This window comes from Imperialibacter roseus, from assembly GCF_032999765.1.
In the GTDB taxonomy this organism is placed as follows: Bacteria; Bacteroidota; Bacteroidia; order Cytophagales; family Cyclobacteriaceae; genus Imperialibacter; species Imperialibacter roseus.
Genome location: NZ_CP136051.1, coordinates 4,792,501 through 4,814,174 on the forward strand (window position 1 = coordinate 4,792,501; position 21,674 = coordinate 4,814,174).

Here is a 21,674-nt window from a genome sequence, read left to right on the forward strand (position 1 = left end):
GGAGAATAAGAGAAGCCTTTTTTGAAATAAAGAGCCGTCCATTGATGTCAACATTATATTTCGACAAAGCCTCTACTTCTTTCTTGAATATGATAGGGTCGAGCACCACGCCATTGCCTATGATATTGATTATGGAGCTATGGAAGATTCCAGATGGAATTTGATGGAGTACGTGCTTGATGCCATCGAATTCCAAAGTATGACCTGCGTTTGGTCCACCCTGAAATCTGGCGATTACATCGTATTTGGGCGCCAAAACGTCCACAATCTTTCCCTTACCTTCGTCTCCCCACTGAAGGCCCAAAAGTACATCTACCGCCATTTTTTTAAGATTTTTTAAGTTTTTCTATTGCCTCCGTTTCGCTGTCTACTATAGAAAAAATAGCATTGAGCTTTGTGATCACCAGTAGCTTTTTGACATGGTCAGAAGGATTAACAAGCACTACCTCTCCACCCTTGTTTCTGAATTTTGTAAGTATCGTTATCAGAACGCCTATACCACTACTGTTGATATACCTGACATCTTCTATGTAAAGCGCACAAAGGCTGACCTGTTTATCGATAGCATCTTTGACTATCTCTACCAACTCGGCTCCGTTGTTTTCGCCGATCAAGTCGCCTTCAAAATGGAGATGAAGTATTTTATCGCTTATGTTATGTGTGTATTTCATTCAGGCGCAATTATATAAGGAGAAAGCTCAGTTTAAAAATTAGAAAGTAAATTTTACGCTTTTTATGTTTTGGCCAGCTCTTCTCTGTTGCCGCAAGAGGCATTCGTACAGTTGCCATATAGGATGAGAGAATGATGCATGACGTCGAAGTGCAACAAGTCGCCGACGGTATTCTGAATATTCTGGATTCTTGGATCGCAAAACTCCATTACCTTGTGACATTCGGTACAAATCAAATGATCGTGTTGCTTGTAGCCATATGATTTTTCGTATTGGGCCATGTTTTGTCCAAACTGATGTTTTGAGACCAAGTCGCATTCAACAAGTAAGTCAAGCGAATTGTATACCGTGGCTCTGCTCACTCTGTAGTTTTTGTTCTTCATACTTATGTATAAAGATTCAACATCAAAGTGGCCACCCCTGGAATAAATCTCTTCCAGGATAGCAAAACGTTCGGGAGTCTTCCTCAGCTCCTTTTTTTCGAGGTAAGCTGTAAATATCTTTTTTACCTCTGAGAATATTTTTTCGTTGAGTACCATACTTTCAAAGTCACAAATATAGTAAAAGCTGGCTTAGTCAAGCTGCTCTAAGTCATCGTATCTGGAGACGCTGTAAACATCACTAATTTCCTCGAGTTTCCGAATCAGGGTGTCAAGATGTTTCGTGTCCTGGATATATAACTTAATTCCACCCTGAAAAATCCCATTGTCGGTGTCAATAGTTATCGACCTCATGTTCACCTTGAGTTCGTCGGATATTACTTTGGTGATATCGTTGATCATTCCCATTCTGTCGGTGCCGGTAATTTTCAGCCCCGTAAGGAAAGCAATCGCCTGCTGAGACGCCCATTTTGCCTTCACTACCCGGTAACCGTGATTGGACAAAAGCTCAGGTGCATTAGGGCAAGACGTGCGGTGGATTTTGATGCCTTCATTGACTGTGACAAAGCCAAAAACCTCATCACCAGGGATGGGATTACAGCATTTGGAAAATTTGTAGTCAATCACATCCATGTCCTCGCCGATCAGCAGCAGGTCGTGGTCTTTGCCTTTTACTTCAGTGATCTGCTTTTCAAAGGCACGGGCGTCCTGAATTTTATGACCATTCTTTTGGACATTCCCTTCCTTAAAGTCCTTGAATCTCTTGATGTCCTTTGAGTCGATCTTGCCTTTGCCTACCTCAAAGAAAAATTCCAAAGGCGTTTTGGCACCAAAGTATGCAACCAACTGGTCCAGGATTTCGCTAGAAAGGGTCAACTTCATTTGCTTCAGTTTGCGAAGCACTATTTCTTTTCCTTCGGCGGCGGCTTTCCTCTCTTCTTTTAGAAGATCCTTGATTTTTGACTTGGCTTTTGAGCTAACCACGAGCCTCAGCCAGCCTTCATTTGGTTTCTGCTTGCTGGAAGTCAGGATTTCAACCTGGTCTCCATTTTTTAGCACATGATTTAAAGGTACAAGCTTTTGATTCACCTTTGCCCCGATGCAACGTGCGCCAATTTGGGTGTGTATATCAAAGGCGAAGTCAAGCGCAGTGGCTCCATGTGGTAATGTTCTCAAATCACCTTTCGGGGTGAAGGCGAAAACTTCTTCCTGAAAGAGGTTGGATCTGAAATCATCGACAAACTCAATAGCCGAGGAATCGTTTTGCTCCAGCATGTCCCTCACACGGGTGATCCACTGCTCCAGGCCGGATTCCTGTGGGTTTGATTTATTCTCTTTGTATTTCCAATGAGCTGCATATCCTTTTTCGGCAATGTCGTCCATTCTGCGAGACCTGATTTGCACCTCCACCCAGTTGCCATGGTGGGACATAACTGTAGTATGCAAAGACTCATAGCCGTTCGCTTTCGATGTAGAAATCCAATCACGAAGTCTGTCGGGGTTGGGCTGGTAGTAGTCGGTAACAATAGAGTAAACCTGCCAGCAAGCGGCCTTTTCGTTTTCGTATTCAGTGTCTATAATGATTCGGATGGCAAACAGGTCATACACTTCCTCGAAGGGGATGTTCTGCTTGCGCATTTTATTATATATAGAGTATATCGATTTGGGGCGGCCCTTGATTTCCACTGTCAAACCAGATTTTTCGATGGCCGATTGAATTGGCCTCACAAAAGATCTGATGTACTTGTTTCTGGACGCTCTGGTTTGGCTGATACTATTGGCAATAGACTTATAAGTATCGGGCTCGGTAAATTTGAGGTTTAAGTCTTCGAGTTCAGATTTGATTGTGTACAGTCCCAGTCGGTGAGCCAGTGGGGCGTATAGATAAATTGTTTCAGAAGCAATCTTCAGTTGTTTGTTGCGAGGCATGCTACCAAGCGTTCGCATGTTGTGTAGCCTGTCGGCCAGCTTCACGAGAATTACTCTCACATCTTCCGAAAGGGTGAGAAGCATTTTTCGGAAGTTTTCGGCCTGCTGAGAGCTACCATATTCGAAAACACCGGATATTTTAGTGAGTCCATCAATGATTTTGGCGATCTTTGGGCCAAACTCACGCTCAATATCAGCAATACTAGTGTCGGTGTCCTCCACCACGTCATGCAGCAAGGCTGCCACAATAGACGTGGTACCCAGACCAATTTCTTCCACGCAAATCTGCGCCACCGATAGGGGATGAAAAATATACGGCTCACCGCTCTTCCGCCTCATTTCCTTATGGGCTTCCATAGAGGTATTAAATGCCTTCTTGATTAGCTTGGCATCTCCGTCTTTCAGAAGTGGCTTTGCCAGTCGCAGCAAGCGCCTGTACCTCTGAATTATTTCCCGCTTCTCTTCCTCAATATCTACCGCCTGCATGTTACTTTATTAACGAATACCTATTTAAACAAATTTTTGTTACTACACGTTGACAAAACAAAATATTTCTCTACATTTGCATTCCGTTTTCAAAAGCGGGTGTGGCGAAATTGGTAGACGCACTAGACTTAGGATCTAGCGCCGCAAGGCATGGGGGTTCGAGTCCCTCCACCCGCACTAAAAAACAAACCCTCCTACGCAATTGCTGAGAGGGTTTTTTTATATTGGATTGACTCAACAAAATTCTACAACATTGGATATTCAACTCGACAAGATTACTAAGACAGAAGCCCTAATTAAAATTAAGGTTTCAGAAACTGATTATCAACCCAAAGTTGAAGAAAAAATAAGGGAGTATAGTCGCAAGGCCTCCATTAAAGGCTTCCGCCCAGGGAAGGTGCCTCAGGGCATGATTCGCAAAATGTATGGCAAGTCAATTCTTGTGGATGAAGTGAACCATATGCTTTCTCACAAAGTGTCAGATTACATCAAGGACAACAAGTTGGAGATCATTGGCGAACCTCTTCCCAATGTTGAAAAGGCGCAAGACATTGACTGGGATGTGCAAAAGGATTTTGAGTTTGAATACAATGTCGGGTTGGTTGATGAATTCTCGATTGACCTCTCCAAAAAGGTCAGCGTGACTTCGTACTCGATCAAAGTTGATAAGAAGCTAATTGCGGAAACAGTTGAGAACCTAAAGAACCAGTTCGGCGAAACCACCGATCAGGAAATTGCAGCCGAGGGAGACAACCTTTTCGGTGTTCTGAATGCTGAAGATGATGCTAAAGAGGAAAGCATTGTGCTGTATGCCGACAAACTTTCGCCAAAAGAGGCGAAAAAACTAGTTGGCCTGGCCAAAGGAGCTATTGTTGAGGTGGATATCAAGAAGCTTTTCAAAGAAGAATCAGATTTGGCCATCGCTCTTGGCATTACCAAAGATGAGGCTAAGAAACTGAAGGGCAAATATACTTTTGAAGTAAAAAATATCAGCCGTGTGGCTAAAGCCGAGGTCAATCAGGAATTGTTTGATAAGACGTTTGGCAAAGACGCCGTTAAGTCAAACGAAGAGTTTGAGCAAAAAATAAAAGAAACCATTTCTGAAAACTACCAGCAAGAAACAGACATGTTCCTTGACAGATCAATCAGAAATGAGCTGATCAAAAACACGAAACTTGAGCTTCCGGATAGCTTTTTGAAAAGCTGGTTGCTGAGAACGAATGAAGGGCAATTGACTCCGGAAGATATCGAGAAAGAATTTGATGCCTATACCAAAGAATTGAAGTGGTCTCTTATAAGAAACAAAATCAGCAAGGATCAGGATTTGAAAATAGAGCACGAGGATGTGATGGAAGAGGCCAGAAAGTTGATCAGAAGGCAGCTTGCCGGCAGTGGCATGGGGTCTCAGTTTGAATCGAGCATTGATATGTTTGTTAACAACTACCTTCAGGGGGAGAATGGTGACAACTACATGAAAGTTCACAATCAGGTTCAAACGCTGAAAGTAATGGAGTACATCAAGTCACAGGTGACGATTAAGTCGAAGGAAGTTAGTCTTGATGATTTCCGTGACCTGCCTATGAACTAAGAACCAACTTTTTGGGTTAAATTGAAGTCCTTTCACAGAAGGGCTTTTTTTTTATTTTTGTGTCAACCCATTAACAATACGTCAAATGTATAAAGAGCTTTCAAAAGAAGAATTTAGGAAATACGCAGTGAAAGGCCAGGGGATTTCGGGCTCTGTTTTCGATCAATATGCAAGCAGAGTAGAAAATATGACCCGGTCGGTTATCGAAGAAAGACCAACAAGATTTGCAGAAATAGATGTTTTTTCCCGCCTGATCATGGACAGGATCATTTTCCTCGGCATGCAGGTAGAAGAAAATATCGGTAATATTATCACAGCCCAGTTGTTGTTTCTGGAGTCTGTAGATGCAAAGAAAGACATTCTGCTATATGTGAACAGCCCTGGGGGTTCGGTTTATGCGGGCCTGGGTATATATGACACTATGCAATATGTGACCCCTGATGTGGCCACTATTTGCACGGGCATGGCTGCCTCAATGGGTGCAGTATTGTTGGCCGGCGGTGCTAAAAACAAGCGTTCCGCATTGCCTCATGCAAGGATCATGATCCACCAGCCGAGCGGCGGCATGCAAGGGCAGGCCAGGGACATGGAGATTACACTGAGACAAATGCAGGAGTTACGGAAGGATTTGTACACCATTCTTTCGAACCATACTGGCAAACCATACGAACAAGTGGAGAAGGATTCGGACAGGGATAACTGGATGAGACCAACCGAAGCGAAGGAGTATGGTTTAATTGACGAAGTTTTACAGAGAAAATCATCTAAATAAAGTACTTTTGGAAGATAAGATGGCCCAAGTAACTTGCTCATTTTGTGGGAGAAACAAAAAGGATGTCGACCTGATGATCTCAGGTATACATGCTCATATCTGCGATAAATGCATTTCGCAGGCTCAGCAAATTTTGCAAGAAGAAACAAAAACAAGGACGAGCACAGCGAAGCCAAAGTTCAACCTCATCAAGCCTATTGAGATCAAGAATCACCTTGATGAGTTTGTTGTGGGCCAGGATGAAGCCAAAAAGGTTATTTCCGTGGCAGTGTACAATCACTATAAGCGATTGACGCAGGAAAAAACGGATGATGATATTGTTATAGAAAAGTCTAATATCATAATGGTGGGAGAAACAGGGACAGGTAAAACCTACCTGGCCCGTTCTCTGGCCAAAATTTTGCAGGTGCCTTTTTGCATCGCTGACGCTACGGTACTGACTGAGGCGGGCTATGTGGGAGAGGATGTTGAAAGTATCCTGACGAGGTTGCTGCAAGCTGCCAACTACGACGTGGAAGCGGCCGAAAGAGGGATCGTTTACATAGACGAGATTGACAAGATTGCGAGAAAATCGGACAACCCATCTATTACCCGTGACGTGAGCGGAGAGGGTGTTCAGCAGGCGCTTCTAAAATTACTCGAAGGAACACAAGTGAATGTGCCGCCTCAGGGAGGAAGGAAGCATCCCGACCAAAAAATGATCACAGTGAACACAGAAAACATCCTGTTTATTTGCGGCGGCGCCTTTGACGGCATTCACAGAATGATTTCTTCGAGGATGACAACAAGACCCGTTGGTTTTGCTGCTGGCGCTGACAAGGAAGACGATGTTTTTATTGACAAGGATAACCTTCTGCAATACATCACGGCGCAGGATTTGAAGTCTTATGGTTTGATCCCGGAGCTTATCGGTCGTATGCCGGTACTCACCTACCTGGATCCTTTAAATAAGGAGACACTCAAAAAAATACTTACTTCTCCTAAGAACGCCCTGACCAAACAATACAAGAAACTGTTTGCGATGGAAGGTGTGGAGCTTGAGTTTGACGACGAAGTATTGAACTTTATCGTTGACAAAGCCGTGGCATTTAAGCTTGGCGCAAGGGGGCTGAGATCTATCTGCGAGGTAATTGTTAACGATGCGATGTTTGAAATTCCATCATCGAAGGATGTAGAGAAACTGGTTATCAGCAAGGATTACGCTGAAGAGAAAATGAACAAATCGAAGTTCAAAAGACTAAAGGCCGCTTAGGCCTTTTTTTGTTTCAAGAAAGATGTCATTTCCCTGGCGGCTTCTTCCGGAGCGTTCTGTTCACCAATAATCGTGTCTACTAAATCGTAGCCTTGCAACATCGCCTTTTTATGTCCGTTGCTATCGGAGACGATGGAGTTGAGCTCTTTTAGCACATTATCTGGTGACATTTCGTCCTGTATCAGCTCCCTTACTACCTCCTTATTTGCAATCAGGTTGACCAAAGAAATGAAAGGCACTTTAATAAGCCTCTTGGCCAGGGCGTAGGAAATACCACTTGTTCGATAAATAACAACTTGCGGTGCTTTTAACAAGGCTGCTTCGAGGGTGGCAGTGCCAGAGGTTACAATAGCGGCCTCGGCTAGTTTGAGGATTTCATAAGTCTTGTTGTAAACCAGCTCTACGTTTCCCCCGCTATGTTTTAGTGCTTCGTAGGCGCTATCACGAAGGTTGTCGACTGCTGCCACCAGAAAATGAAACTCTGGCTTTGCCGGCACTATCTGCTTGAGCATTTCCACCACATTGGCTACCTCCTGCGCCCGACTTCCCGGCAGCACAGCGATCACTTTTTTGCCCGCCCAGGCAGCTAAAAACTGCTCGTTGAAATCATATGACTTAATAGCCTCCTTCAGAGGATTTCCCACATAGGAGACGTCAAACTCATACCTTTTAAAAAACTCCACTTCAAATGGAAGAATGCAAAAAAGCCTATCGATCAGCCGCTTCAGCTTATACGCCCGCTTTTGGTTCCACGCCCATACTTTAGGAGAAATGTAGTAGAAATTGGTAAAACCCTTTGCCCTGGTGAAGGCAGCAATTCTCAGGTTGAACCCCGGGTAATCGATAAAGATCACTGCATCCGGATTGAATTCCAAAATGCTGTTTTTGCACTCTTTTTGAAGTCTGGCCAAGGTTCTCAGGTTTTTGATCACCTCCCAAAACCCCATGATGGCCAGCTCCCGATAGTGTTTGAGGATAGTGCCTCCCGCCTTTTCCATGTAGTCGCCACCCCACCCGACTATTTCCGCTTCGGGGTCGAGTTTCTTTAAGTAATTGATTAGAAAAGATCCATGCAAGTCTCCAGACCTCTCTCCTGCAATCAAAAAATACTTCATTCGGTCCGGGTTTGGGTGGTTAGTGAGTGTATCGCAGGCAAAGGATGCTATTCTCCAAAATACTCTACGTAATTGCGGGGCGTCTCGTAAAGCTTGATGGCATGCAAAGTTGCGTTTGGCGCAATTTCTTTGACTCCCGGAAAGAGTATCTTCCAGAACTCAAAAACTATGTTCTCGCAGCTCGCCATTTTCCCCTCAAGAAAATCAACATCCAGGTTAAGGTTTTTGTGGTCCACCCTTTCAATCACCCTTGAGCGAATAAGCGTACTTAACTTCTTAAGGTCAATGACAAAGCCTGTTTCCGGATCGGGCATTCCTTTGACTGTTATGATCAAATCAAAATTATGCCCATGCCAATTTTCGTTGGCACAGGGGCCAAAAACCGTTTCGTTTTTCTCCTTTGACCATGCCGGATTGTATAGCTTATGAGCTGCGTTAAAATGTTCCTTCCTGCTTACGTAAATCATTCCCCAACAAATTTTCGCAAATATAAGAAGAATGTGTGCGTGTTACGCAGGCTTTCAGTCTTTAGGCTTTATTGGCCTGCTATTTAGCCCTATATTTGGGCAAAATAACTCTGAATGATCGTAGTAACTGGTGCTGCTGGCTTTATTGGAAGCTGCCTTATTTCAAGCCTGAACAAGAAGGGTTTCCGGGCCATTGTGGCTGTTGATGATTTCTCCAACGAAGAGAAGAACAAAAACCTCCAAGAGAAGCAAATAATAGAACGTGTGGACAGGGATGACTTCTTCGGCTGGATCGAGAATAATCAAAAGCAGATAGAATTCATCTTTCATCTGGGAGCACGCACAGACACTACCGAGTTTGACCGGGAGCTTCTTTGGAAGCTGAATACAAACTATTCAAAAAAGGTTTTTGAGTTGTGTACGCTGTATCAAATTCCGCTGGTGTATGCGTCGTCGGCCGCTACTTATGGCCTGGGGGAAATTGGCTACGACGACGATGAATCGAGGCTTTCCGAGCTCAAACCATTGAACCCGTACGGTGAGTCGAAGAATGAATTTGATATCTGGGTATTGCAACAGGAAAAGAAACCGTTCTTTTGGGCCGGCCTCAAGTTCTTCAATGTATACGGCCCCAATGAATACCACAAAGGAAGAATGGCCTCTGTGATCCTTCATGCCTACCATCAAATAGAGAAAACAGGCAAAATGAAGCTTTTCCAGTCGCACAATCCAGCCTACAAAGACGGTGAACAAATGCGTGACTTTGTGTATGTGATGGATGTGTGCAGCATTTGCCTGTTTCTGATGCACCACAGGAAGGACAGTGGCATTTACAACCTTGGGTCTGGCCGTGCGAGAACATTTAAAGACCTGGTGCTGGCAGTGTTCAACGCACTGGAAAAAAAGCCTGAGATTGAGTTCATACCCACGCCTGAGGACATCAGGGACAAGTATCAGTACTTTACTGAGGCCAGCATGACTAAACTAAGATCTATCGGGTATGATCAGCCATTTACAGAGTTGGAAAGTGGGGTTGTGGATTATGTAAAAGGCTATCTATCCAAAAGCACATACTACTAAACGTCGGCTTTTACCATCTGGTGATAAAATAATATAGTAGTTTTAATGGACAGGCTTATTATCAACCGAGCTCCCTATTCATGAGGAAAGAAGTACTTTTAATTAAGCTCCTTCAAGCAATTCTCGTTATTGCCCTCCAATGCAATACTTTATCTGCGCAGAAGAGTGAGGCACTGACTTTCCACAAAGACATAGCTCCGATCATTCACCAAAATTGCACTCCGTGCCATCAGCCGGGGAAAGCCGGGCCATTTAATCTTATCACTTACCATGATGTATCGAACAAGGCAGATTTTATTGTGTATGTTACCAAAACACGATATATGCCGCCCTGGCAAGCCGATCCTTCGTATCAAACTTACCTAAACGAGCGTTTGCTTACCAGCGAGGAAATAGCTACCATACAAACCTGGGTAACGCAAGGAAAAAAAGAAGGAGACAAAAAGGATGCGCAATCGATTGATGTGCCTACGGGTCCATATCCAGAACGCAAACCTGACCTAAGCTTTGCCATGCGCAGTCCCTTTATGATTAGTGATGCCGGAAAAGACGACTATAGGTTTTTCAACATCCCCACCCACCTTGCCGAGGACACCTACCTTGAAGCAATTGAGTTTGTTCCTGGCAACAAAAGGCTGGTTCACCATAGCCGCATTATGACGGACACCAGCCATATGGTTCGGCATATTGAAGGCCTCTCGGCCAACGATTCAACCATCTGGCAATTCAACAAATATCCTCCTCTTGACAGGTTTCTTTACGGTTGGGTACCTGGCAACTTCCCCATCTTCTTTCCCAAAGGAACCGGTAAGAAGATCAATAAGGATGTTGACCTGATCCTCAACATACATTACGCACCTTCCTCTGTAAAAGAAGAGGATCTTTCTGTTATCAATTTATACCTGGCCCAAGGAAAAATAGAAAAGGAGGTTAAAACCATTACTATTACGGAAGAATACATCCTGAATAACCGATTTCTAATTCCTAAAAATACCAAGCCGTATTTCGAGGCCGTCTATCTGCTAGACACCACAATTGAAGTGATTGCAGTGATGCCCCACATGCATTATCTGGGCAGTTCTTTTAAGGCTTATGCCATTACTCCGGAAAAAACTGAAATACCTTTAATACGAATAAACAAGTGGGATTTTAACTGGCAGACCAGCTATCAATTCAAAGAATTGGTGCAAATACCAAAAGGCTCGATTATTAAAGTGGAAGCTTCCTACGACAACACAGCAGGAAATCCCGCCAATCCAACATTCCCACCCAGGGATGTACAATACGGCTGGAATACAACCAGCGAAATGATGAATCTCGTTCTATATTACATCGAAAAGTAGGAGCGCCAGCAAGATTTCGATCCAATTCCCTCTCCATTGTATAGATGCTCTTCGGCCTTCCGAACATCCTCTTCACTAACTACGGGATGAAGTCTAACGTCGTCACATTCAGTTAACAAACTGCCCAAAACAATCACAGAAGAGGCACAAAAAAAGCCACCCAAGACCTTGGGTGGCTTTTAGATGAATATTTAAAATTCAATTATTCACTACAAAGGTCCAATTTAATTTTACCAGCAGAAGGGTTCGAAACGTCGGCAACCACGTTTCCGCTTGGCGAAATAATTTTGAACACGCACTCACTGTTATAGGAGTCGTCGCTCCACTCAAAGGAAAGTGATGTGGTTCCTGCAGGAACATTTACAGTTGCACTTCCCGACGAACCACCACCGTCAGGTATTTTCACCTGCGCAGCTTCAGCACCATCAACAAGAACGCTGATATAGCCTCCCTGCCAACCATCGCCGTACGTGTCAGTCAACTGGAATGACCAGTCACCTACTGGCTTGGAAATTTCAGCTGCACAAACGATCGCCCAGGCATATGAGCAGTTGGATCCAGGAAATTCAGTACAAACTGAAGGAGACCATGAATCAAACAACCTACCATCAGCAGTAGTCAACTCCCAACGAATTGAGAAAGAGTCGCCGGGTACAAACTTAAAGTTTGTGCTGCTGGCCTTTCTATTAGGCTTATCAGGGTTACTCCAAACTGGAGTAGCTGTGCCGTCCTTATCGTAGTCAAAGGAAGAGTCCTTAAACATCTCATACATATCATCCTGAGAAATAGTGAATGACGTTGTCACCTTGTTAGCAGGCACTGCAGCTCCTTCTATAGTCAGGAACGACACACCATCCGCACCACCATAGTTTGCTACGGCAGGGTTACCATCAGGATCAGTGTAAGCTTCGCTGAAATATGCAAAAATCTCTATTTTAGTTACTGTATTTTTACCGTCAATAGAGTTCCACAGCATATCAAAAGTAATGTCCTGACTAGCGTCTCCACTTAGAAAGTCACCTTTTGAGCCATCAGCTACAACTGTGTACGCATTGACAGCTGATTCCCATTCGGGCAGTATCACCAAATCCTCGTCCTTACAGGCAGGTATAACAACAACCATCGCCAGTAATACCAGGATATATTTATTTAGTTTTTTCATAATTGTCTAATTAACTAATTAAAACTGAAACTTAAGTGTATCCCAGAACACTGCAGCCGAAGGATTGTCATAAATGATAACCGGAGTTTTGCTATTCAGGTTAAGTTCATCCTGCGCATACGGGAAACGTAGCGCAAACTGACGTGGCAACTGAAGTGGTGTCTGAATATCAGCTGGAAGCCCTGTTCTACGGAAGGCATTATACTGCTCAATACCATTCCCGAAGTTAGCAAACCAAGCTTGTTTCAGCACATAGGCAAGCCTGGCGTTTGGAGTTCCGCCTGTAGGGTAAGCGGCGATGACCTCAGCCCTAAGAGCAGCTCTTGTTTTGAAAGTAATTGGCCAGCTATAAGCCGTACCCCAAGTAGACTCATCAGCAGCTACAGTTTGACCACGAGAACCAAAATCCCAAACTTTGTTCATCTGATCGGTCAATGCCGAGTTAAGCAGCGCAGATTCGCTTGCAGCTACCTTAGAGATATCTGTTCCCAAGGTGATAGACGCTTCCAAAAGATAGAACTTCGTCATCCAGCTTGTTAGCATAGGAAAGTAGCCTACGCTAGAGCCCTTGTTGCCTCCGCCTGAACCAGCCGTAGCGTCAAACACACCACCGGATGGATAAGAGCCAGGGATAGTTCTGATAGGGTTGTCATTCGGAATACCTGATGGATCAGCTCTGTCCCTCCCGAATATACCAGCCAAATAAGCCTCTTCAGATGAAGAAAGACCGTCTGGGTCTGACCCAAACAAAGCATTGGTAATATTAGGATTCAATACAAAGTATCCATAAGTACAATCCGTTCTCTGAGAGCAAGGAATCGTCTGCTTGTCAGTCGGATCGTCAGGATTTAGCACATTTGAAGTCTGACGATGAAAGTAGAAAGGGAACCTGGGATCACCATTCAACAACATCTCGTACATGAACTGGTGTCCAAAATAGCTAAACCCAGCCTCTCCACCAGCGTATGCAGCCTGGTACCATGGATGCCTAAAATCGGGCGTAACAGCAGTTGGAAACTCATACTGAAAATCATCAGCTGAACTGGTAATCAAGTCACCCTCTGTAACAAGTGCCTGAATCTGACCAGCTACATCGCTAACGTTCCTTGTTTGAAGTAGCAGCCTCAACTTCATAGTTTTAGCTAGTTTTCTCCAACGAGTCATGTTGCCGTTGTAGATGAGGTCACCTCTTACAGCAACCGTGCTTGTTAGTGCAAAGTTGGCAATGGCCTTGTCAAGCAGACTTAAACAGTCGGCATAAACGGCAGCATCGTCATCATAAGCTGGCTCTTTGATTGGACTATCAGCATCACCCTGAAACGCTTCCGTGTAAGGCACGTCTCCAAAGAAATCTACCATAGTGCTGAAGTAGTATGCCTTCAGTACCTGACCAATCCCAAGGTAACGAGGATTGTTTCCTTGGGCTTCTGCAGCCAGAACCAACTCGTTAAGATCCTTGAGAGGTCCGCTGTAGAGAAAATTCCAAGTACCATTCCATGACGCATTGCTGAAGTTAAAATCATCATTTGCAGTTGTTTGCGCCATAAAACCCGTAGATGCTCCATTGAATCCTCCAGCTAACGAGGAAGACATGTTCGATAGCACATTGGCCAACAGAAGATCAACTGCTGCTTGTGACGGGTTGTTCGGATCCGTATTGACATCTAAATCGAAAATGTCGCAGGAAGAAACAGAGAACAAAAGTATTAGCGACATAAATGCAGCTAAAGCTTTTCTATGTAATTTTTTCATATGTTCATACAGTTATTAAAGCCTCAATTAGAAGCTAAGTGAAACATTGAAGCCATAACGACGAGTTGTAGGCGTCGCTCCGTACTCGAATCCCTGCTGATTAGAGTCTGACGTTGCTGTCAATTGTTCAGGATCCAGATTCAGACCTTCCAATACGTTAGGCGCACGGAACCAAAGGTTACGACCAGTTAACGAAATAGAAGCTCTTCCAAACGGTGTATTCTCCAAAATAGATTTTGGCAATGAATAACCAAGGCTTAATTCACGCAGACGAATTACAGTACCATCATACACGTTAACTTCATCCTGTCCGTAAGCACCCCATCCGTTAGAGAAGTGAGAGTCGAATGCAGTAATTGGCGTAGTGTTTCTGATTTTGTTGCCGTTTTCATCCAATACAGCCTCATAAGTCTGATTGCTACCATAAACACCGGGAACCACTCTCAAACCTTCACGATCAACAGAGTTTGCCAGCTGACCACGAAGCATCAAAGAAGCTGCAGTGAAAGAGTAGAAGTCTCCACCTTGTTTCCAGTCAATCAACGCCTTCAAAGTGATGCCCTTGAATGAGAATGTGTTTGTCCAACCAAGTGTAAAATCAGGGTTAGGATCACCGATGATTCCTGAAGTCTGTGTTGGGAAAGGAAGACCCGTATTTTTGTCAATCAAAATATTGCCTTCATCATCCCTTGCATTGCTCGTTCCGAAAATCTGTCCGTAAGGAGCTCCGTTTCTGTGGATAGTTCCAAAAGTAGAACCTGCACCACCGATGAAGATTTCACCACTTGGGCCGGCGTCTACAATTTCAGACTTGATTTTAGTGAATGCGAAGTAAGAATTCCAGGTAAAGCTATTCGAAAGCTTAACTGGAGTCACGTCAAGGCCGATTTCCCAACCTTTATTAGTCAACTCTCCGATGTTTACAATCTCCTGAGTAAAACCAGTTGAGCGTGAAACGGCAGCACTGGCTATCTGGTCAGTAGAACTTCTGGAGAAGTACGTTACGTCCAAACCAATGATGTTGTTCAAAACCCTGGCTTCTGCACCTACCTCAAACTCGTCAGTAAATTCTGGCTTAAGAGTAGCGTTTCCAAGGGTGTTACCCAAAGTTGCTGTATTGAAAACACCTGAATACCTGGGAGACGCAATTGGCAGACCTAATGCGTAGACAGTTCTAACCTGATAAGGGTCGGCATCTCTACCCACTTTTGTTTGTGCTACACGCAACTTTGCAAAGTTGATGAATGACGGCATTGTCACCGCATCACTCAACACAAATGAAAGGCTTGCACCAGGATAGAAATAGTTGTTTGCTCCCTGAGGAAGTGTAGACGACCAGTCATTACGGCCTACTACGTTAAGGAAAAGATAATCTTTGTAAGACAAAGAGATATCAGAATAAACACCGATAAGTCTTCTCAATCTGTCAAAGTCTCTTAGAACAATTTGAGTAGAAGTTGCATTTGTTTTCAACAGGCTGGCTGTGATTACGTTAGCGCCACCAATCGTTCTTCTTGAATACCTTCTTTCATTGGCATTCATACCTACAAGAGCACGGAAGCTAAGATCTTCATTGATATCCTTGCTGAAAGTCATGATCAAGTTATAATCCTGCTCAGTATTTGAGATATCATCCGTTGTAACGCCACCGTTCGGAACCGAGATTCCACCTGGTCTTATCACATCTCTTCTGAAGTCGTGGTAAGTGTTAACACCACCTTTTAAAGTTACGTTGAACCACTCAGTGACATCGTAACCGGCAGTAATGTTTCCATAAACACGGTTTACATTACTTTCATAAAGGTTGTTCTTGGCAATCCAGCGTGGGTTGTCAAGTGCTCTATAAAATATGTTAGAACCATCAACAGGGTGTTCAAATGGCAACCCATTCAAGTCGAAGTTTCTTGGGAGGTAAAACAAACGAGCAAAAATTGAGTTTGTCGCTTGGCCACCATAATAGTCAGAGAATGCACTTGCACCTGACTGTGGAGAAACCTGATTTGTGTTTACATAGTTCACTGTACCTGAAACGAACAATCCATTATCAAGCTGACCATTTCCACCAAAGAAAAGAGTGGTTCTGTCGATTGTTTGATTAGGAACGATACCTTCCTGATTCATTCTTGAGAAACCGGTGTTGATACTAGCTTTTTCGGATCCAGATGAAAGAGTTACGCCGTTCTCAACTACACGGCCTTTTTCGAAGAAACCACCGATGATATCATGCGGCTCTATTTTGTAGGGCGCTGAAACGCTTCTAACTGATCCGTCAGGCATTGTGTAATCCTGCATCAAATCAGGAAACAGGCCTGGGTATCTGTTGCTTATCGGGTTACTAGCCGTACCGTCAGGATAAGGTGAGCCGTCAGGATACAAAGAATAAGTCTTAGTATAATTGGTTCCATACTGAGCGTTGATTTTATCAACATAATCAGGCATAGGAGCACCCCAGTTACCGATGAAACCTCCGTTGTACACCTGGTTAGATCCCTGCGTGTACACATCCTGATAGTCAGGAATACCGGAAATTTCCTGCCAGTTAACAGAACCATTGTAGCTAATCTCCATTCCCTTTTTGGTGTTCTTCTTGCTAGCTTTGGTTGTGATCACAACCACACCGTTAGTCGCCCTGGAACCATAAAGCGCTGACGCTGCAGCACCCTTAAGAATAGAGATACTTTCGATGTTGTTTGGATCAATATCAAATGCACGGTTAGATGTAACTGTGTTTGATCCTGGATCATCATTACCGTTTACACTGTTGTCGAAAGGAATACCATCAACAATGAATAGGGGCTGAGAGTTACCAGTCATAGAAGAAATACCACGAATGTTAATTTTGGTAGAAGAACCGGGAGCACCGTTACCACCTGTAATGTTAACACCTGGCATTTTTCCCTGCATAGCACGCAGAGGATCTGGCTCAGCACGCTGAGATACCTGATCAGATGAAAGATTGGCTACGGAATAACCGAGTGCCTTTTTTTCTCTCTCAATACCCACAGCTGTTACAACTACTTCGGTCAATTGCTTAACGTCAGATGCCATTGCAACATCAATAACTGATCTAGCACCAATTTCAGATTCCTGAGTGGTGAGACCAATAAATGAAAATACGAGCGTTCCGCCTGCTGCAGGAACACTAATTTTGTAGTTACCATCAATGTCAGTGATGGTACCTACGGTTGTACCTTTAAGTACAACGTTCACACCGGGTAGAGAAGAACCATCATCCGTAGATGTGATTGTTCCTGACACCACCCTGTCTTGGGCCCAGACTTCGGATACGAAGACTGAAACCAGCATGAAACATAGTAGTAGAATCCTCTTCATACTGTTTTGTTTAAAGTTGGAAATAGGTAATAGTTTTCGATTGTAAGTAAACTCAAACTTAAAGTTTTTCGCTGAAATCTCAAAAAAATCTAAGATTCTTTCGTGGCGTCACATTATATCAAAACAAGTGTTGTAAAATTTTCAAAACCCACATAAAATGCTGTTTTGCTTAATTTAATTTTTCGAGATCACGCAAATTGGGGGAGGTCGCCGAACAATATTTTGAGAATGTTGAGAAAAGTAAACTTGGAATAATCAATTTTTAGTCCTTCAGCAATCGGAATTTTTTTTCGCCGTCGGGGAAATTGGCAATCAGCATATAAATGCCCGGTTCTAAAGTGGTAAGATTAACTTCCGTACTCTTTGAAATAACATTCACGTCCTTTTGAAGCATTTTTTGTCCACCCATGTTAAGAATAGTTATACCAAGCATTCCCCTGTCTCTATCGGGATGCCCTAAAGTGACGAAATTACCAGCCGGATTGGGGTATAGGCTCCATGAGTCAAGGCCATCAACTGTGGATGTCAGTGTGTTGTTACTTTCTGTCTGAATTTTCAGGTCGTCGATGGACCAGCCCCAGGCGTTACTAAGCTGATCTGAAAAAAGCCGGAATCGAAAGATGACTGTGTCACCAGCATTGAAAGTGTCGAGCAAATCAGCCGTATGTTGTACGTACAGCCCTTCATTGCCCTTGCCCTCGCTGCTATAGGTGGTCAGCCATGCAGCATTGTAGCTCGCATCGTAGCCGTCTTCAATAGGTTTCCAATCCACTCCGTCTACCGAACCCTCAACGACAACAAAATCGTAGAATTCATCATCACCGAATACAGTTCCCGTTTCGCCAGTTTCGATAATGGCAATGTCACGGTACTTGAAGGTTGGGTTTTCGGCATTGATTACGATGGGGGTTAGCAGTTTGTAGATGTATGTAGTGTCTTCATCGTAGGAATGCCTGGAGTGAATAGCCGACGACAAAAAACCAACAGGCGTAACCACGGAAAAGCCATTACCCGTAAAGTCATTTGCCGCCAGAGGGTCATCAAAGGTGTTGGAATAGCTCAATGAAGGAGCTCTTAGGTCTGAAACTGCAGATTTTGAAATAGAAACATACTCTTTGCCTGACTTAAATGAACGAAGAGCCACCTCTATCTCAGTTTCTCCATCAATAAAAAAGTCAATGCTTGTGGCTCCGCCAGTACTGGGGCCAAGCGTTTTGATCACCTGACTATTTACGAGCACCTGGGTGCTGTCGTAAGGCGACCGCAGCTGGGCTTCCAGGTTGACAAGGCCGGACGGCTTCACGCCAAGCGATTGGATAAACGGCGCCATTGTTACTTCTGGAACATTGGAAAGCTGTGCGGTATAAATACCTCTTCCGTGCGTGGCTATCACCACCTGGGCGTCCACCACCTTCATTTCCCAAACTGAAACTGCTGGCAAACCAGCCAGGCGTATCCATGATTGGCCATCATCAGCACTTTCGAAAATGCCAATTTCTGTCCCCGCCCAAATCACTGAAGGATCGTTTGGCAACACCAAAAGGGAATACACCGCTACGTCCGGAAAGCCCGCAACTCCATTGGCGCTACTTTCGAAGCCTGAGAGATCCTGCCAGGTTTGCCCCAAATCTGTTGTCCTTACTACTTTAGGCAAACCAGCATATGAAAAAAGCACATAGGCTGTGCTGTCTTCCGCAGGGTGGGTGGCAATCCCGGTGATCACACCTTTGAGCTGCGCATTGCCTGTGTAGTTATTCACTTTTTTGAAAGTTTTTCCCCTGTCGGTGGATACTTGCAAGGTTTGAGCGGACGACATGGCGCCTCCCGCCCAAACGATCATTGAATTGGCCTGAGAAACTTCGACATTGGTGAACGACCCTCTATATGACCAGTCGGCGTCCATTTGGCTGGGCACCCATTTATCGCCAAAGTCGGTTGACCTGTATACACCGTTGACGCCAACGCAGAAAAGCACTTCAGGGACAGATTTTGCATTGCCCAGTCTGGAAAAAAACGGAAAATCAGTCTCTGTGTCGTCCTGAGGCAAGCCAGAGATGGCAGGTGTCCAGCTGCCAGGGGCACCAAAGCTGGAAGACTTAAAAAATGCATTGAACTGAGCGGATCCAATTACCTGCGCAGCATTTCCGTAGTTCCAAACTGCATCGAACCCGTCGCCACCAATCACCCGTGTGTAGCTCGCATTGCCGCCAGGTGAGGTGCCCTCCTGCGAAATGTTGGTCGAGTTATCCTGAAGACCGCCGATATACTGATCCACCCCTGGTCGCTTATCTACCCCGTAAAACTGACCAGTGACCATGCCAGTTCCTGAAAATGTCCAATCTCCATTGGCCGTGCCAGGGTCTTTGTTTATGGCTGAATGATAAACGCCACCATCGTTGCTCGAAATTATCCTGAAGGTGGAATCGGAGGTGGAAATTGAGCCTGCTGTCAATGAATGGTGGTCAACATGAATAGAAGAAGTAGGATTAACGACACTCCCACCAGAGAATTCGGTGTGTTCCCCATAGCCGTCGGCCACAATAGTGACTTGTTTTTTGAGCTTGCTGATACTTGAAAATGTGATATTCAATTTTGAATCGGGAAGGTTCTTCGGGCTCCAGACGCCTCCACTCGCCAGCACCGGCCAAAGGTTGAGTTCCATCTGGTGTTCATGACCACCATTTTTTGCGATTTCAGCGTCTACTGTCGTAGAATAATCCAAAAGATGAACAAAAAGGTATTCTCTGCTGTGCGTGCCACCATCTCCTTCGGTGTTGGATCCAATCAGTGTGAATTCTCCGTCCTCCTGCTGATCCCGAAAAGACACCATCAGTTGCCTGTTATTCGTAACATCCCATGCCTGAAACGGGACTTCCACATAGTCTTTGTACAGATACTGGGCTGCTGGCACACCTGCGCCCTGCTTGTTCACTGTGAACCTGGCAGCGAGCTGGTTGATGCCGGGCCCAAATCTTATTTCCACATCCACCAGTTCCTCAGCGGCAACGTCACCAATTTCCAGCCCGGGCAAGTTGTTGCCATTGAAGGGCGTGAAATCGATAAACGATGAAGTACCCGTCTTTTCGAACTTCTCAACGGACTTGATGAGAGATGGAGCGGAGGAGTCGATAGTGAATTTGAAGATGTTGACACCCGCCACGTAGACTACATTGTCGAGAAAAGGATGGAACATGATGGCGTTGTCGTAGTCGCCCTGTTCCAGAAAGTCAAAGTTGTTGTCGTCCTTCTCAGAGGCATAACCCCAGCTTGTCCCGCCATCTTCACTAATAAAAAGATCGGCGCCTGCCTCTCCACTCAGGCTTCCTTCAACTGAGGCAGCAACTTTCAGATGGCTCTTTGCTGACACAGCCAATTCAATTCTTCCGGAGGACTTAAGGTTGGATGATGTGGCTGACCAGGTAGCACCTGCATCCGTAGATTTTAAAACTCCTACAGCCCGTACGGCAGCATACTGTACCGAAAAATCGCCAGGCGCCGCAATTACCTGCTGAACAGGCTCATCGGAGGTGTACACCTTCGTCCAGGTTGTTCCGCCGTCGGTACTCCTGAAGATTCCCGAGGTGGCCGTGTTGAACGTATTGGTTGATGTATTTGCACAGGCTATTACCAGGTTAGGGTTGTTTGGATCTACAATGATCCTGTTAACCACCCGGAACGAATTGTCGGCAACCGTTGACGCTAACTGCACCCAGCTGACACCACCGTCGGTCGACTTAAAAATGCCTGCGCCACCGATACCGTCCAGGTTGCCAAAACCTTCGCCTGTGCCGGCATAAATAATTGCCGGGCTGGTGGCACAAACCGCCAGTGTAGCCACTGCCAGATTAGGCAAGTCGGGCGTCATATTTGTCCAGCTGGCACCGCTGTCAGTAGTTTTCCAGACACCCCCACCGGCTGAGCCAGCCAGCCAGGTGTTGCCTGCAGCATCGTTGGGCATGACAAGAAGTGCCCTTGTTCTACCAGGTATGTTGCCAGGCCCCCTGGACTTCCAGTCGAGCACTGTTCCCAGCGTTCTGAAATTAGCCATTCTGGCTGTCGACTTTTCCAGCTCCTTTAGCTTATAATTAAACTCATATTCGGGGCCGGACTTGCCATCTGGCGTTCGCAGCAGTTGGTGGAATTCGGCAAATCTGGAATAGCCGTCCTGCTTTTCTTCACCCTCTCCTCCTTCGCTGATTTTGTCGAGCAATCTTTGGTGTTCTATACTAAGTTTGGGCTGAATTTTATTTGAAACAGGCTCCTGATGCTTTAAAAAGACGGCCAATGTGGCGACAAGGCAGAGGCCTGCGGTTAAAACTCTATTCATTTTGATCCCCATATGCT

15 protein-coding genes and 1 tRNA gene (1 of these 16 running past the window's edge) are annotated in these 21,674 nt (G+C 44.8%); 6 read left to right on the forward strand and 10 right to left on the reverse strand.

The genetic code is table 11. The features are described 5' to 3' along the window. From RT717_RS20305 to RT717_RS20320, 4 genes are all read right to left on the reverse strand, one after another. Nucleotides 1–322: the 5' portion of an adenylosuccinate synthase gene (locus RT717_RS20305; protein WP_317488182.1), read on the reverse strand. 953 nt of this gene lie to the left of the window's left edge; 322 of the gene's 1,275 nt are visible here — the first part of the coding sequence; the start codon lies at nucleotides 320–322; the stop codon falls past the left edge of the window. A 4-nt stretch (nucleotides 323–326) separates the two neighbouring features. Further along, nucleotides 327–671, reverse strand: coding sequence for an STAS domain-containing protein (locus RT717_RS20310; RefSeq protein ID WP_317488183.1), 345 nt, complete (start codon nucleotides 669–671; stop codon nucleotides 327–329). A 62-nt stretch (nucleotides 672–733) separates the two neighbouring features. Beyond that, entirely contained in the window at nucleotides 734–1,210 is a 477-nt protein-coding gene (locus RT717_RS20315; protein ID WP_317488184.1) for a Fur family transcriptional regulator, read from the reverse strand. 33 nt (nucleotides 1,211–1,243) lie between these two features. After that, on the reverse strand, nucleotides 1,244–3,466 hold the full coding sequence (locus tag RT717_RS20320; RefSeq protein ID WP_317488185.1) for a RelA/SpoT family protein: 2,223 nt from the start codon (nucleotides 3,464–3,466) through the stop codon (nucleotides 1,244–1,246). Nucleotides 3,467–3,561: 95 nt separating this feature from the next. Here RT717_RS20320 and RT717_RS20325 point away from each other — a divergent pair. From RT717_RS20325 to clpX, 4 genes are all read left to right on the forward strand, one after another. After that, nucleotides 3,562–3,643, forward strand: a tRNA-Leu gene (locus tag RT717_RS20325). A 76-nt stretch (nucleotides 3,644–3,719) separates the two neighbouring features. After that, on the forward strand, nucleotides 3,720–5,054 hold the full coding sequence (tig, locus tag RT717_RS20330; RefSeq protein WP_317488186.1) for a trigger factor: 1,335 nt from the start codon (nucleotides 3,720–3,722) through the stop codon (nucleotides 5,052–5,054). Nucleotides 5,055–5,139: 85 nt separating this feature from the next. Beyond that, nucleotides 5,140–5,826 carry a ClpP family protease gene (locus RT717_RS20335; protein ID WP_317488187.1) on the forward strand — a complete coding sequence of 229 codons (687 nt, stop codon included), beginning with the start codon at nucleotides 5,140–5,142 and terminating at the stop codon, nucleotides 5,824–5,826. A 19-nt stretch (nucleotides 5,827–5,845) separates the two neighbouring features. Further along, nucleotides 5,846–7,078, forward strand: a complete 1,233-nt coding sequence (gene clpX / locus RT717_RS20340) for an ATP-dependent Clp protease ATP-binding subunit ClpX (RefSeq protein ID WP_317492372.1) — start codon at nucleotides 5,846–5,848, stop codon at nucleotides 7,076–7,078. Here clpX and lpxB read toward each other — a convergent pair. Together lpxB and RT717_RS20350 are read right to left on the reverse strand one after the other, a co-directional pair. Next, the gene (lpxB, locus tag RT717_RS20345) at nucleotides 7,075–8,193 is read right to left on the reverse strand and encodes a lipid-A-disaccharide synthase (protein WP_317488188.1); all 1,119 of its coding nucleotides are present in this window, start codon (nucleotides 8,191–8,193) and stop codon (nucleotides 7,075–7,077) included. The genes clpX and lpxB overlap by 4 nt on opposite strands. Before the next feature lie 47 nt (nucleotides 8,194–8,240). Further along, nucleotides 8,241–8,660 (reverse strand): 6-pyruvoyl trahydropterin synthase family protein, encoded by a 420-nt coding sequence (locus tag RT717_RS20350; protein ID WP_317488189.1) that lies wholly within the window; start codon nucleotides 8,658–8,660, stop codon nucleotides 8,241–8,243. 114 nt (nucleotides 8,661–8,774) lie between these two features. On the opposite strand from RT717_RS20350, the gene rfaD reads away from it, so the two are divergent. Both rfaD and RT717_RS20360 read left to right on the forward strand, forming a co-directional pair. Next, nucleotides 8,775–9,740 carry an ADP-glyceromanno-heptose 6-epimerase gene (gene rfaD, locus RT717_RS20355; RefSeq protein ID WP_317488190.1) on the forward strand — a complete coding sequence of 322 codons (966 nt, stop codon included), beginning with the start codon at nucleotides 8,775–8,777 and terminating at the stop codon, nucleotides 9,738–9,740. 80 nt (nucleotides 9,741–9,820) lie between these two features. Then, nucleotides 9,821–11,083 carry a monooxygenase gene (locus RT717_RS20360; RefSeq protein WP_317488191.1) on the forward strand — a complete coding sequence of 421 codons (1,263 nt, stop codon included), beginning with the start codon at nucleotides 9,821–9,823 and terminating at the stop codon, nucleotides 11,081–11,083. Between the two features lie 202 nt (nucleotides 11,084–11,285). Here RT717_RS20360 and RT717_RS20365 read toward each other — a convergent pair whose 3' ends face one another. The 4 genes from RT717_RS20365 to RT717_RS20380 all read right to left on the reverse strand — a co-directional run bounded on the left by RT717_RS20365 (nucleotide 11,286) and on the right by RT717_RS20380 (nucleotide 21,657). Then, complete coding sequence (locus RT717_RS20365; protein WP_317488192.1) at nucleotides 11,286–12,245, reverse strand: hypothetical protein; 960 nt, start codon at nucleotides 12,243–12,245, stop codon at nucleotides 11,286–11,288. Nucleotides 12,246–12,263: 18 nt separating this feature from the next. Beyond that, the gene (locus RT717_RS20370; protein WP_317488193.1) at nucleotides 12,264–13,997 is read right to left on the reverse strand and encodes a SusD/RagB family nutrient-binding outer membrane lipoprotein; all 1,734 of its coding nucleotides are present in this window, start codon (nucleotides 13,995–13,997) and stop codon (nucleotides 12,264–12,266) included. 27 nt (nucleotides 13,998–14,024) lie between these two features. Further along, complete coding sequence (locus RT717_RS20375; protein ID WP_317488194.1) at nucleotides 14,025–17,330, reverse strand: SusC/RagA family TonB-linked outer membrane protein; 3,306 nt, start codon at nucleotides 17,328–17,330, stop codon at nucleotides 14,025–14,027. Nucleotides 17,331–17,592: 262 nt separating this feature from the next. Beyond that, nucleotides 17,593–21,657, reverse strand: a complete 4,065-nt coding sequence (locus RT717_RS20380) for a T9SS type A sorting domain-containing protein (protein WP_317488195.1) — start codon at nucleotides 21,655–21,657, stop codon at nucleotides 17,593–17,595. Nucleotides 21,658–21,674 lie beyond the last annotated feature (17 nt).